Genomic DNA, 14755 nt, shown 5'->3' on the forward strand with positions numbered 1-14755 from the left:
CTCTAGCAGACCAGGAGCAGGAGATGGCGAAACTCCCCGAGCTGCCCAAGGTGCGTATCGCGGGCCCGTTCTGGACGGCTGAGGCCGAGGTGATCAAGCTGGCCGACCCGGTCGCCAACCTCGCCTTCCGCACGCTGTACGTCGACACGACGCCGCGCCAGGTAGCCGGCGACAACAACGTGCTGGCGCCGGGATCGCTGCTGGCGCTGGTCTGGGTCACCAGCGTCACGATCAATCCGACCGACGGCAGCACACCGCAGTACGTCTGGAAGCGCACCACCGGGACGAAGCCGGACGGCAAGCTGGCCCCAGCGGCGATCCGGGCCGCGATCACCGCCGGTACCGCGAGCCTGTTGCTGCTGCAGGCTCCTGCTGACGGCTGGCCGACGAGCATCGCCGGCAAGCTGCCGACCTTCACCTGCCTAGGCGGTGAGATCGTCCTTGACCCGTTGACCGCGCAGAGCAACGCGACTCAGAAGCTCTACTCCGGCCTGGGACTCGGTACGGCGCCGATCACCGGGCGGACCGGTGCGGCCAAACTGCTCGGGGCCCTGTCTGTGCATGCCTCCGGAGTCTCGGCGTACGGGCAGATCCGGCTGCTGTGGGACACCGCTCCGGTCAAGGCTGTGTTCCAGCTCGCCCGGGTGTTCCCAGCGTCCGTGCGCAGCTTCCGGATGACTGTCGAGGTGGAGCGGCTGACCGACGGCGAGCGGACGGCCCTGGTCGATTCATGGCGACGGCTGAACCGCTTCCTCAATCCGAAGCACCCACTGAACGGTCTGCTCGTTCCGCCGGCCACTCCTGAGTGGGCCACGTTGGAGCTCGCCAACCCGCTGGCTGTTCCCCGCCTGTACTGGGAGATCGCGCCCTGGTCGGAGCAGCCGGGCACACGACCGATCAGCTTTGCGGGCGACGAGTTCAGTGTGCTGCTGAGCGATCGGCAGCCCTACGACCCAGCTGCCCAGCCGGACACGCTCGGACGGATCACTCCGGCCGTCGTGCGGCTGGCAGTCGACGGGACCAAGCTGCGGATGGATGTCACCGCCGGTGCTGCCCAGCCCGGCTCCACCCTGAGCTACCAGGCCACTCGTGCTGGCACCAGTTGGAACGAGCAGGCCACGCTGGCTGCCACCACACTGGCCTTCGACCCGAACGAGGCCGCACGACGACTCCGAGCCACCCTGCACGAGCCTGAGCCGTCGTGGAGTCAGCCTGCCCCTGGTGAGTCGCAGCCGCTCGACCCGGCGGTGCTGTGGGGGTTCACACCGCTGGATGACGGCTGGGCGCAGCTCCCGCTGCCCAACCTGTCCGAGCAGGTCTATCTGGATGCTGGTGTGGCTCGGCCGGAGCCTGCTGAGGTTCCGGACAACCTATTGCGCGGTGCGGTCAGCTTCGGCAACGACGACCCGGAGGTGCTCGGGCATGTTCCTGGTGAGCAGCCGTGGAGTCTGACGCTCGCTGCCGCCCGGCGCCTCACTGCAAGCTGGGTGCTTGGTCCGAACGGAACGGAGTACCAGCTGCAGTCGGTAGACCTGAAGCTGGACGCACCCGAGGTGGCGCTCAACGGCCTGTTCTGGCTGAGCACCGAGGCGCCGTCCGCCAAGGACGCCTTACCCGATTTCGACGACTGGGTTGGCGGTCTGACGACGGTGCCGCTGCGCACGGTCACGGGACGCGAGCTGTTCGCGCCACTGGTCCGACTCGCCTTCGACGCGATCAGCTTCGGCTACCGGAGCACACCCGCTCCCTCGGCGGCCCTTGCCGCCTGGGCCTTCCAGTACGGCGTTGACTCCGCGCTCCTGAAGTCTCTCGTCACAAGCGGGGTGCTGCGGCCGGACACAGTCGGTGCAGCGTTACCGCTCGTGTGGCGGCGGCATCCGACCCTGCCGATGGTGCAGGCGCTTGCGCTGACTCAGAGCGTCAGCCCACCCAACGTGCCGATTGCCAGTCGGCAGCTCGTCCCATTCGAGCTGCCAGTGACACGGCAGGACGGTGTGGATCTGCCGAACGGCTGGCGGTTCACTGCAGACGGCGCTGCGGGCTGGCCCCGGTACGCCGGTGGCTTCGCCCCTGCTCGTGAGTGGGTGGGGGTGGGGGAGGATGAGCTGTTCGACCTGCCCCTGGCAGCGTTGTCCGTGCCGGGTCTCGTGCTCGACCCACGGCCGGAGTCCGTTTCGCCGCAGAACGACGCCGGGCTCGGTCTGCCGATTCAGTACCGCTACGACCTGCCCTACACCGATGAGGTGCAGGCGCTCGCACAGCTGCCCAGGATCCCCAAGGACCCGCGAGAGAGCTCGCCACTGCCTGACACCGCGGCGCCCGAACCGCCGCGGCCACTCACTCGAGCGGACTACGCAGCCCACTGGCAGCAGCTCGCTGAGCGCGCCAACCTGGCCGCTGCCGACAGTGTGGCTGCGTTCGGGCAGCAGTCCGGAAAGACCGTGCTGCAGCACCTGGCGTCTAACCGCACGTGGCCCGTCAAGGCCACCCTCGACCTGGACGAGTACCCCGGTGAGGTGCTTTTGGACAATGCCGCCCCGGCGGCCAGTGCGCCGCTGTCGCTTACGCGTGAGGCGGCGCTGACTGGGATCGACGGCAAGTTCACCGACGGCGCGGACGGGTTGCGGCGGTTGCCGCCGGGGGCACCGGCGGATCCGGCGCAGTACCAGTTGACGGCCGGCAGTATGGCCGCCCGCAGTGGCGCCGACGGCTACGCCGACCAGCGTGGACTGGTGCGCGGAGCGAGCCAGACCGCGCCGAACCTGATGCGGACGCCACTGAGCCATCCGACGGCAGGCGACGTACAGCTGACCACCACACGGCTGCCGCTCACGCTCGGCCACGCCGCGGAGACCTGGCAGCTGTGGTTCCGGGACTTGCCGGCTCAGGGAGCTGCGTTCACCAAGGCCGCTGCGCGTTCGCCGAAGGCAGTCGAGCTCGATCTGGACAGCAATGACCCTGAGGCACGCAGTACGGAATACGAGCACCGCACTGGGTACGAGTGGCGCCTGCGGCCGTTCGCAGACGACCCTGACGCGCCACTACCTGCTCTCGATCTCTTTGGGCTGCAGTTCTTTCCACTGGTGCTCGATCGGGTGACGTTCGCCGGTGACGGCGTCTCCGCGGTCGAGGTAATCGGACGGCTGCAGCTGCCAGTAGCAGGCTCGGACGACGAGCAGACCGAGCTGAGCAACGCGGTCCGGCTGACCTTCGCTGGAGCCGGTACGGCGCTGAGCCTGAGCGCCGTCAGTCTGGTCGGGGCGCCCCTGGAGTGGCCGCTGGCGACCACTGCGGGCGAAGCCGGTGATGCGCCGCGACTGCGGATCGGCGGCATCGCTCTGGCCTCCGGTGGGGCCGGTCTGACTGTTCAACAGGTGCGGCTGTCGTTCCACCTCTTCCAGGTCGAGTGGGCGGTCGACCTGCCGTCGATCAGCTTCCCCAACCCGACCACCCCGCCGTTCACGTTGCCTGGGGCAACTGGTTCGGATCCGATCACGCCCCAGCAGGTGGCACTCAATCTCGACCTGCCCGGCGGGCAGCACACGCTGAACCTGGCGGTCGCCGTACGGGTCGGGCGGCCGTCGACCGGGCTGCAGACGCTCTACCGCTTCGCGGAGGGGAGCGGGGCTGTCGTCCGTGACACCTCTGGAATCGGTGCGCCGCTGAACCTGACTGGTGGCACGGCGCAGGGCATGACCTGGACTCCCGATGGCCTGACGCTGACCGGTGGGAAATTCGTCCGGTCCGGCAGTGCGGCGACGAAGCTGACTGCTGCGGTCAAGGCAAGTAACGAGCTCAGCATCGAAGCGTGGGTGAAGCCGGTTGCCGGGCTGATCGGCGGGGGCGACCTCACCATCCTCACCATGGCGCCGGACCTCCAGCACCGCAACCTGACGCTGCAGCAGCACAAGCTGGTGGTCCTCGACTCGTCGACGATGGGTGCGTGGGTGCGCTCCGACGGCACGGATGCGGCGGGTGAGCCGGACCTGGTCACTGCGGCCGGACCGGTCGGCACCGACCTGATGCATCTTGCTCTGACGCGCTCCGCCGACGGCCGAATGCGGATCTATCAGAACGGGCAGCTCAAGGCGGAGCAGACCGTGGCCGGCAGCCTGGCCGCGTGGAGCGATCAGTTCGAGCTTGCCCTCGGCAACGAGCTCACCGGCGGCCATGCCTGGACCGGCACCTATCGGATGCTCGCCGTCTACAACCGTGCCCTCAGCGCTGAAGAGGTTGCTGCGCGCTTCGGGGCGGGCCCGACCAGTGCACCTTCGGCAGCTCGCGGAGAGGCCTTCACGAGCACGATCAACGTGAACCTGATGGCGCACGGTGCGGATCGCTTCGGCCTCGGTACGGCGAAGCTGTTCGGGGATCTCGACCTCGCCGTCGCACTGCCCGACGGTTCGCCTGCCGCGCTGGCTGACGACACGACCCTGCAGTTCAGCTGGAACGGCTACTCGGCGCCTCAGCCTGGGGGACTGCAGTTCCTGCCGGGTATGCGGCTGGCGGACGCGCAGACGCCCGGTCTGAGCGAGCGGGCGGCACCTGGTTTCGCCACGGTGACCTTCCTGGCCAGTGTGCAGCCGAATGGTGTGCCGAAGCTCAAGCTCACCAGTGCGTTCGTGGAGGCGTTGCTCGTCGCGCACTGGGGTCACTCGCTGCAAGACCCACGGGCTAACCGAGCTGCCGACAACGCAGAGCTGTACGGCTCGTCGTCCGGTGACCTGGTGGTCGGTTACACCTCGCGGCTGCAGGGCTCAGAGTGGCAAGAGACCTTTCTGCTCAACGGAATGCTGACCGCGACCAACCTGGTCTCGTGGCCACAGCAGCTCAACTACGACGCGGCCAATGCGCGCATCACGCTGCCGGCGGCGCGGTTGGCGGGACCACCGCCGCTGACGCATCTTCGCCATACGATCCGGGTGCTGTTGAACCAGCACGAGTTGCCCGCGACCAGTCTGACCGGTGCGGACGGCCCGCTGCTGTTCACCTTCGCCCAGGGACGCAGCTGGCAGCCACTTGCGGTGGTTGAGCACCAGTTGGTCGAGGTGACTCCGACCGCCACCGGTGGGACGCTCGGCCGCGAGACGCGCTGGACTGCTGTGCAGGAGGTGCGGCTGCTGGCGCCTCAGCGTGCTGCCCAGCTCTTGCGAGCTATGGCTGGTCTTGAGACCACCGACCCAGTGGAGGGCGTCAGTGCGCTCGGCGCCGTGACCGGGGGCTACCTGGCTACCGGGCTGTCGACACTGCTCGCCGGCACTGCCGCTAGCCCTGCCGGGGCGCTCGATGCGCTACCTGCAGACACTCTGGTGCTCGAGGCGAGCGCCAACCACCTGATCAAGCAGGTGCCGGCCGGCGAGAGTGTGGCGACCACGCTGCAGTACCTCCCGACCGGAAGCCAGGGAGCGTTGCTCAGCAGCCCGGCCGACTATGCACCCAGTGATCCAACCGATCCGCGCTGGCTGTTGCTGAACATGCCTTTTGTCGGCCGGTTGCAAGACACTGCCCGTGACTTGGCGCAGTCGTCGAGCCCGTTGCAGACAGACCCGGTGCTGCTGATCTCGCGGTTGCGTACCTCGGCCCCGACGACTGCGCTGCCAGCGCTGGTACTCGCTTTGTCAGGCTGGGCCGACAACGCTGCGCGGACCGTCACCGTTGCGAGTCTGGACACGGCCGTTGGCCATAGCTTTGCCAGGCTCGACCCGCTGGCTCTGGAGGAGAGCTGGTTCCGCGCACAGAACCCGCCGACCGAACCGCAGGAGACCTTGCTGCAAAGCATTCTGGCGGCGCTGCCCGAGACACCGGCCCGGCTCAGCCGCTCGGTCGCACTGCGGCGAGCGTTCGATCCACGCCGACCGTTCTACCCGCCTCGGCCCGACAACCAGCCTGCACTGGCAGACCCCTCGCCGTACGCCGGTCTGTTGTGGCGGGAGGACAGTCTGCTGCTGACGCAGTCCGTGAGCACGGTGGCGCCGGCTGGTGGTCCGCCGTACGGGTGGATGCTGGCGGCAGCGCTGATCGCGAGCAGCGGGCTGGTTGGCCAGCCTGCAGCGGAGGGGCCCCGTCGGTATCCCGCGGCGACGTTGATCCCGGCGCCACTGACGGTCGATGGCGTGGACAACCCGCGCCCACTGCATCTGGTCGTGAGCCCCTACCTGGGGCTGCAATGGCGGCCGGCCCCTGTCATTCCGGCCGGTGGCCCGTCGCCGCTGGAACCGCGGCTGCTGCTGGCAGAGCTGCTCTGCCTCGCACCCGGTACGGCGGGCCTGCAGCCGGTGGCGAGCCGCATGTGGAGCACCGACGAGCCAGCTGACGAGTTGCGTGCGCTGGCTCAGAGCTGGGCGGTGCAGTCGCAGCGGTTGCTGGCGCCGGAGTCGTCGATCGCCGTACTGCGGTATCGGACGATCAGTGACAACACTCGCGCCGACAACCTGGGGGAGGCGGCGCTGACAACTGGCTACGCCTTTGCTCTGGTGCGGGTGGCGCCTGCTTCGCCGCTGGCGAAGCGGCTATTCCGCATCCGCCCCGGGCTCGGTGACCTGCGGTATCGCGAAGGGCAGTGCAATATCGCCGCGATCCCGGTGGGCGCTCATGATTTCGAGCTCGCGCCGCCTCAGACGATCGGAGTGCAGCCGATACACCTGGCTGAGCACCCGGGGTGGCCATGGGGGCTCAGCGCGCTGCGCATGAGTGTGCGGTACACCGAAGGGCAGCAGGGCGTCAGCGGAGCGGCCACGCCTGGCGAGACTGGACAGACGTTGTGGTGGCAGACGGTGCAGCGCGCGGTGCAGTTCCGCTCCGCACTGCACACGGACCGGCCGGCGGCTGGACTGCCACGGCGGTTCCGGGCACCTGCGGTGAGCAGTCTGCTGCCAGTGCCTCCCAACCCGCCACTGCCTGCCCTGACGGGGGAGTTGTTCGATCAGCCGGCGCTTCCGGAGCACCCGCAGGGCAACATTCCGGCGGGGCTGGCGCGGTGGCAGCCGGTTTTGCCGGGTGGACTGCGCTATCTGGTGAGCGGTGCGCGGGCCGGGGTGTTCCTGACGCTCCGGAACCACCTGCTGCGACAGAGCGGCGTCGTACTGGATGGTGAGCACCCGCGGCCGCAGGGGCTGGGGCTGCTGTCCGGTGGGCTCCCAGTGCAGCATCGGGCTCCACGGCCGGTGCCGTTGCCGGCCAACAGCGACGAGCGGCAAGAGATCGCGCTGCGGACCTGGGCGAGTCACTTTGATGCTGAGCGGCCGGCGCTGGTGACGGCGTCTCCTGCTGATGAGGCGTTCCGGGCCGAGTTCAGCGAGCCGACGTATCGACAGACTGCCCAGCGCTTGCGGCTGCAGCTGGCAGCGGTCGAGCGAGACGCGCTGGACGTGGAGTGGGACGGTGTCCTCACGTTCGTCTACCGGGTCGACGGAAGCTTCACACTGCTTGCCGGGCAGCCTGTGCCGGCTGGGATCCGCGACTGGGCTCTGACGCTGGAGTTGGCGGTTGCTGGGCGGGTGGTGGCGCTTGCTGACGTCACCGCGCCAACAGTGGTGCTGACACCGCAACTGCGGGAGCAGCTCGCTGCTGTCGGCGTACCGCTTCCGGGGCCAGACGTCGACATCGTCGAGACGGACAAGTTCTTCATCCGGCAGTTCGGCCTGCCGGGTGCCCCGGCAACCCGCAGCGCCCGAGCACGGGACCTGGTCGCTGGACTACCGCCTGGTGCTACTGCGCTGGCACGGATCAAGGCGCAATTTGTGCCTACGGGAGCGTCGGCGTACCACGACGGCTACAGCCACGCGCTGCGGTTCCCGCTCCGCGTGGCCAACCCGGGAGCGTCGTACCTGCCGCTCTCTCCTCGGCATGTGCACTTCGAGGACCCGGAGTACAACCGGCGGCTCGCCTCGCCGTCTGCGCATGCCAGCGTCTCGGTGCAGTTCCCGAAGCAGGCAGGGACCAGCCCGCAGCGGGCCATCACGCTCTCTGCAGAACGTCGAGAGTGCAACCGCGACAGCACGCTGGCACTGCGCTTCGACTGGGACGAGGCTCCGCCCGGGAACCCGCCGGTCAAGCTGACCCTGCAGAGGATCGACCTCGACCAGACTCCGCGCGACCTCCCCGGCGGGCCTGGACTCCTCACCGCAGGCAAGCTCTACGAGCTCGCACTGCTGGCAATGGGGCAGTTCAACCCAGGCGAGCGCTTGCGACTCCTGCTGCACGTCGACGAGGGACCGGTGAAACCAGTGCTGGTGCAGCTGGACATTGCCATCGTCGAAGCACCTGTCATCCCCGCAACCGAGGCGGCGTACGCCCTGCTTCGCAAACAGACGACCGGCGCGCACACGGCAGTGGAGTGCGTCCGCTTCGCCTGGGCGCCCGAGGCCGACCGCGTGGAACTAGTGAACCCCGCCGACCTCCGCACTGAGGTAGTCCGCCGCCGCGCCGTCTTCCACTTCACCGACTCCACCCGCCCCGGCCGAGCCGAGGCGTACACAGTCCAGAAACTCACCCAGTCCGGCTCAACCCACATCCCACCGGAGATTTAAGGCAGCCGGTAGACCGAGACGTGCGACGGGGAGTCGGCGGTGAACTCGCCGCCGCTCCAGTCCGCGTGCCGGGACTCCAGCGTGAAGCCGGCCAGCTGGGCCATCAGGTCGAGTTCGGCCGGCCAGATGTAGCGGTGGGGTGAGCGCTCGAGCCGCGCCTCGGTGCCGCCCTCGGTGAACGTGAAGTGGTACGACGTGACGTGCTGATGCAGTACGTCGTACGTGTCGAGAAGGATGTAGCCGGGGTCGGCGATTCCTACCGTGGCGGGCGTGCCCGGTGGGAGACGGCGGAGCTCGGGGACCCAGAGCTCGATGACGAAGCGGCCGCCGGGGGAGAGATGCCGGGCGGCGTTGCGGAAACAGGCGACCTGGTCCTCCTGCGTGAGCAGGTTGGAGATCGTGTTGTAGACCAGGTAGACGAGCGAGAACTCACCAGGCACCCGTACGGCGGCCATATCGCCGATCGTGACAGGGATGGTGGACTCGTCGGTCTTCGTGCGGAGGACCTCGACCATCGGTGGGGAGAGCTCGATACCGCTGACCGGGACTCCGCGTTCGGCCAGCGGTACGGCGACTCGGCCGGTCCCGATGGCGAATTCCAGTGCCCGTCCGGTGCCGGCGAGTTCCGCGAGCCGGGCGGTGGTCGCGTCGAGTAGCGCTGTGGAGAACATGCGGTCGCCCGGATCGTCATAACGCCCGGCGACGTCGCTGGTCCAGATGTCGTGCCGCCAGCGGAGTTTGTCCTCGCGGTCGTCTTCGGCGTACTTGCGGAAGCCGAGGCGCTCGTAGAGCCGGCGGGCGTTCGGGTTGGTGCGTTCGACGCCGAGGTCGAGAGCGACACCGCGAGCAGCGGCTTCCTCCTGCAGGGCGCGGATGATCGCCGTACCGATGCCTTGGTTCTGAATCGATGGGGCCAGTTGGATGCCGCAGAGCTCGATGGAGGCTGCGGTACGGGCGACGCGAAGGCGGCCGGCGGGTCGGCCGTTGACCTCGATGACGCTGGTGGTCGACGGGCCGGCGAGGTCTTCGATCATGCGGCGGGTCCAGGCGGCGTACTGGTCGCGGTCGAAGTCGGCGTCCGGGTGGCTGGCGGTTGCGGCTACGTCCACCAGAAAGGTGACATCGGCTTCGGTGGCCGGTCGGATCGCGTACATGACAGCACGATAGGGCGCGGTGTCTGGCTGAGCTACCGGATTACGGCTGATAGACGTTCGTGAGAGGGGTTGAACTGGGGTGGGGGCGCGAGGGTTACTGGTGTTGTGAATCGCAATCGGGTGCTTGGGGTCGCGCTGGTGGTTCCGCCGGCGGTTTGTGGGTTGCTGGCGTTGTCGCGGGACAGCTTTGACAATGCGAACGCCGCTCTCGTGCTGGCGGTGGTGATCGTCGGGGTGGCCGCGTTCGGGTACCGGTCGGGTGGTGTGGTTGCTGCCGTCTCGAGTGCGGTGTGGTTCGACTTCTTCCTGACGGTTCCGTACGACCGATTCACGATCGACAACCGCGATGACGTCGAGACCACGATCCTGCTGGTGGTGATCGGGGTCGCGGTCAGCGAGATCGCGATCTGGGGCCGAAGGCAACAAGCTCGCGCTTCCCGGCATCGTGGGTATCTCGAGGGAGTGATCACGACGTCCCAGGCGGTCTCCGAGGGCGGATCCACGCAGGACCTGATCGATCACGTCTGCGCGGAAATCACCGTCGTACTGGGGATCGACAAGGTGCGTTTCGTTGCTGGAAGCAACCGGACGTCGGCTCCACAGCTCAACGCCGACGGCACTGTCACCCGCGGCGGTCATGTGCTCAAGGTCGAACGCGACGGCCTGCCCACCAACGCCGAGATCGAGCTCCCGATCCAGCACGCCGGCCGGGTCCGCGGCCGATTCCTGCTCACCGCCGCCACCCACATCGCCCGCCCCGACCTCGAACAACGTCAGGTGGCGATAGCTCTTGCCGACCAAGTCGCCACCGCCCTCATCACTCAGCCTCACTGACTCGGCCTGCGGGAGCACGACGTCCTGGGCGGCCGCCGGCCAGCGCCGTACCTGCCCATACAGGTACGGCGCCAAGCCGCGCCCTGGCGGTCCAGACCGGTCTGCGGCATGATCCCCCGGTGGATCTCGAACAATGCCACCGAACGCCTCCGTCGCCTGCGCTGACCTGCAACAACCGGAAACGCCCTGTACGGCGCCCGTCCGCGTCCGCGAGTATTCGCAGATGAACGAGCAGGAGCTGGCGGTGCGGGTGGGGGAGTTGGCGGCCGCGACAGGGTGCCCAGTGGCGTCGGGGCGGTGGGAGCCCGGTGGGGGTCAGCCGCTGCGGCTTGAGCGCAAGAGCGGGGCAGCGGTGCTGGTTTTGCGGCCGGTGGTTGCCGAGTGGTGCTCGGCTCTGCAGGAGTTCATGATCGCCCAGCTGCTGGTGGCGACCAGCCTCGGCGTGCGGCGGCACTTCAAGGTGTTCAAGTTCGGTGGCTGGATCGCCGGGGCGGTTCTCGGTGCGGCCGGTGCCTACTACTTCGGGGCGATCGGCATAGTTGTGGCGGTCCTGGCGTTGGGTCTGGTGATGACGGCGATCTTGTGGGCCTACCACCGGTCGCTGACACGCCGGGTCGATGAGCGGCTGCTGCCGATCCTTGGACCGGTGGTGATGCGCTCGGGACTGGAACATCTGGCCTGCAAGCTGAGCATCGGACAGCGGATTCTGTGGGTGCTGAACGGTGCTCCGCCCCGGGGTGGGCAACGGATGCGCTGGGTCGGCACCAGAACTACATCGGTGGCCGATTGAATTTGTTGCAGGGTTGGGGTTTCGGTTGGGGAACAGGAGCCGGATTCTCAGATGTTGTTAAGGGTGGGACCGTAGTATTTCGATACGACTCCAGATGTGGGTCTCCAGGAGGAATCTCATGCAGAGCAGTAACCCGGTCCTGAACCGGTCGAGTGCGTTCGCGCCTGGCCATGGCCAGGCTTATCCGGGGGCCGCTCCGTACGGTCAGCAGCCCGGTCAGTACGGCGGTCCGGGTGTGCCGCCCCAGCAGTACCAGGGCGCACCGGCCGGTAGCCGCCCGATGACGCTGGACGACGTCATCGTCAAGACGGCGATCACGCTGGGTGTGGTAGCCGTGGTCGGCGCCATCGCGTGGAACAGGGTGCCGGACCACCTCGTCCTGCCGGCGTTCCTCGGCGGTGCGCTGCTGGCCTTCGCGATCGCGATGGTGCTGTCGTTCTCACGCAAGATCAACCCCGTGCTGGTGATGGTCTACGCCGCGTTCGAGGGTGTCTTCCTCGGCGTCGGCAGCAAGGTCATCGTCGCTTGGACCGGTGGTGACTCGGCGATCGTCGTGCAGGCGATCCTGGCCACGCTGGTGACGGCGGGCCTGACGCTGGGGGCGTACAAGTACTTCGCCATCAAGGTGACACCGAAGTTCCAGAAGATGGTCATCCTCGCGACGATGGGCTTCGCCGGGGTGCTGCTGGTCAACTTCGTGCTCGGACTGCTCGGGTTCAGCACGGGAATCAGCGGGATGGGCCCGATGGGCCTGCTGTTCGCGGCGCTCGGTGTCGGCCTGGCGGTCTTCAACCTGATCCTCGACTTCGACATGGTGGAGCAGGGCGTCCGCGCCGGCGCCCCGCAGAACGAGGCCTGGCGCGCGGCCTTCGGCCTGACCGTCACGCTGGTCTGGCTGTACTGGAACATGCTGCGCATCCTCGCCATCCTCCGCGGTGGCGACTAAGCACCAGCACGACAACGCAATCCGAAGGGCCGGCTCACCAGAGTCGGCCCTTCGGCCGTTCCGGAACCGGACGCAAAGTGTCCGCAACCGGGTCTACGGTGATGCCATGGTTGACGAAGCGGGTGGATGGCGGGTCATCGGGCAGCGGGCGGCGGCCTGGTTCGAGCAGCCTTCGCTGACGGCCTCAGCAGAGCTGGTACGACGGATTGCCGCGGCAGGGCCGTTGCCTGCTGTGGATGTGCGGCCTAGCGGAGTGCGGGTCCGGGTGGCTCTCGAGGACGACACCGAGGGCATTTCGGCGCTGGCTGCGGTGCCGGGCGATCCGGCGGCGTTGCAGGAGATGCGGATCGTGTTCGACGCCGTGGATGTGCCGAGCGTTCGGCAGTTTTGGCATGAGGGGTTCGGCTACGAAGGCCGGGATCCGTTCCACCGGGATCCGGAGGTCGTGGTGCTGGAGAGCGCGGAGGTGCGGCCGCTGCGGGATCGGTTCCACCTCGATGTGGTGCGGCCGGAGGGTGTGGTTGAGACGGTCCGGGCGGGTCGGCAGCCGACGGGTCCTTGGGGTGTGATGCTCCCGGACAGTGAGGGTAACGAGCTGGATCTAGTGCCGGGCGACGTGCTCGCGCCGGAGGCCTCGGACTGGCGAACGTTGTTTGCGGCAATGACTTTCTATCCGACGACCTCAGCAGCGCAGGCGGTGCAGCTGGTGACCGCAGTGGCTGAGTTGGCCGATGCGGCCGGGATCGCGTTGATGCTGGACGTTCGGGCTCAAGGTGTCCTGATCGATCACGGCAAAGATGCTTGGGAGGCAGGCGGATCCGCCTTCCTCGAACTGGCCGTGCAGGTTCAAGCTGCGGCTCGCGCGCTTGGGCTCACTGCGGAGCCGGAACTGCTTCGCTTTGTGCAACTAGGGCTCGCGGCAGTCGACGTACCGGCTGTGAAGGGGTTCTGGATCAGTGCGCTTGGTTATGCCGAGGGCTCGGACAGTTACGACCCGCGGCGGCTCAATCCTGGGTTCATCTTTCAGCAGTCGGATGCGGGTGAGACGGAGCGACGCCAGCAGCGCAACAGGATTCGGCTCGAGCTCGACATCGCGCACGACCAATTGCCGGCCCGCATCGAGCAAGCGCTGCAGGCCGGTGGGCGCATTCGCCACGAGCTACCGGATCGTTGCTCGATCGCCGATCCTGAAGGCAACGAGCTGGAGCTGGTGGCTCAGAAACCCTTGTAGGCAACAGGTTGTGCAGAACAGGAAAGGCCCGCCCCTCCACCTGTAGGGGCAGGCCTTCCGAGAATCTCTTCTCCTGTTCGGCTGTCAGCTCATTCGCCGGTGTGCTTTGACGAGGTCGTACTCATGGACGATGGCGGTTGCGTGCCCATGCGCGAGTTCGTACTCGCTGGAGAGCCATCGCACTCGGTCGTCGAAGCGCAGGAACGACGGTCCGTCGTTCATCAGCTGGAACCATTCCGTCATACCGCGTCCGGTGCATTTGGGCACCTTCTCCACCAAACGCTGGTGCGTTTCCTCGGAGTGGTTCAAGCCCATCGTCGCCTCCCGTTGATCGGGGTATCGCGTTACATCGACTGTGCACCACGAAGACGCCTACAGGCAAGGGGTTCTTCGTGAAAGTCCTATATCAGGAGACGGCGCCTCAGTACTTGGTGTAGCGCGCCCAGTCGTACGTAGCGGTCAGCTGTCCCGAGTAGTTGAACGGGCCGAGCCAGCCGTCGACACCGACACCGGGCCAGAGGTTCAGCATCATCCGCATCGGGCGCGTCGGCAGCGCGCCGCGCGATCCGTTCTCCTGGTGCACAAGTCGCCCGTCGACGAACCAGTTGATCGTGCCCTGGTTCCACCACTCGATCGCGTAGTCGTGGTAGCCGGCCGCGGCGTCGAAGCCGAGGTTGATGATCTTCTCGTGCCCGCCGGTGCCGTTGGTGAAGTAGTTGGTCTGCATCTGGGTGGTGTTCTTGCCGAGGATCTCGACATCGATCTCGTCCCAGGGCTGGCCGTCGCTCGGGCCGGTGTAGGTGAACATCGACGTCACCGTGCCAGATGCCTTGACCGCCTTCATTCGGGTCTCGAACCGGCCGTAGGAGAACAAGTCGTTGGTGCGGTACTCACCGGACGCGTACGGACGCCCCGAACATCCACCAGGACAGTTCGCGGTATCCAGATTGAGGCCCATCACGCCGCCGCTGAACCAGACGTGGTCAGCACGCCAGCCGGCGTTGAACATACTTCCGTTGGTCCAGCCGTCGGCCTTGTGCCAGCGGCCGGTGTTGAACCCGTCGAAGTTGTCGGTGAAGCTGCCGCCGATGGCGGTGGTGGCAGCCTGGGCGGGAGCCAGTACGGCGCTCAGCAGCGTGAGCGCGGCCAGCGCGAGCAAGGCGGGGCGGAACCTTTTCATGGGCGAACCTCCGGAATGGTGGGGCGGGGCTCCACCGTGGAACTGGAAGCGCTCCCAGTCAACGGTCCGCCGGTTCCGGAACTTGATTCAGG

Annotated in this window: 8 protein-coding genes; 5 read left to right on the plus strand and 3 right to left on the minus strand. The window is 67.5% G+C overall.

The annotated features are described in order from the left end of the window. Positions 1–23 precede the first annotated feature (23 nt). Positions 24–8528, plus strand: coding sequence for a LamG domain-containing protein (locus E1263_RS17775; RefSeq protein ID WP_132168697.1), 8505 nt, complete (start codon positions 24–26; stop codon positions 8526–8528). Here the strand turns inward: E1263_RS17775 and E1263_RS43295 are convergent. Then, positions 8525–9682: a GNAT family N-acetyltransferase gene (locus E1263_RS43295; protein WP_132168699.1), complete on the minus strand. Its 1158-nt coding sequence runs from the start codon at positions 9680–9682 to the stop codon at positions 8525–8527. The two genes, E1263_RS17775 and E1263_RS43295, sit on opposite strands and share 4 nt — an antisense overlap. Positions 9683–9787: 105 nt before the next feature. Between E1263_RS43295 and E1263_RS17785 the strand changes: the two genes are divergently transcribed. The 4 genes from E1263_RS17785 to E1263_RS17800 all read left to right on the plus strand — a co-directional run bounded on the left by E1263_RS17785 (position 9788) and on the right by E1263_RS17800 (position 13483). Further along, on the plus strand, positions 9788–10516 hold the full coding sequence (locus E1263_RS17785) for a DUF4118 domain-containing protein (RefSeq protein WP_132168701.1): 729 nt from the start codon (positions 9788–9790) through the stop codon (positions 10514–10516). 223 nt (positions 10517–10739) lie between these two features. After that, entirely contained in the window at positions 10740–11306 is a 567-nt protein-coding gene (locus E1263_RS17790) for a hypothetical protein (RefSeq protein WP_132168703.1), read from the plus strand. Positions 11307–11424: 118 nt separating this feature from the next. Beyond that, complete coding sequence (locus E1263_RS17795) at positions 11425–12252, plus strand: Bax inhibitor-1/YccA family protein (RefSeq protein ID WP_132168705.1); 828 nt, start codon at positions 11425–11427, stop codon at positions 12250–12252. Positions 12253–12358: 106 nt separating this feature from the next. Continuing rightward, positions 12359–13483, plus strand: coding sequence for a VOC family protein (locus tag E1263_RS17800; RefSeq protein ID WP_132168707.1), 1125 nt, complete (start codon positions 12359–12361; stop codon positions 13481–13483). Between the two features lie 84 nt (positions 13484–13567). Here E1263_RS17800 and E1263_RS17805 read toward each other — a convergent pair whose 3' ends face one another. Further along, positions 13568–13798, minus strand: coding sequence for a DUF4287 domain-containing protein (locus E1263_RS17805; RefSeq protein WP_132168709.1), 231 nt, complete (start codon positions 13796–13798; stop codon positions 13568–13570). Between the two features lie 106 nt (positions 13799–13904). After that, positions 13905–14663 (minus strand): beta-glucanase, encoded by a 759-nt coding sequence (gene bglS / locus E1263_RS17810; RefSeq protein ID WP_132168711.1) that lies wholly within the window; start codon positions 14661–14663, stop codon positions 13905–13907. Positions 14664–14755 lie beyond the last annotated feature (92 nt).

The organism is Kribbella antibiotica (assembly GCF_004349055.1).
Lineage (GTDB): Bacteria > Actinomycetota > Actinomycetes > Propionibacteriales > Kribbellaceae > Kribbella > Kribbella antibiotica.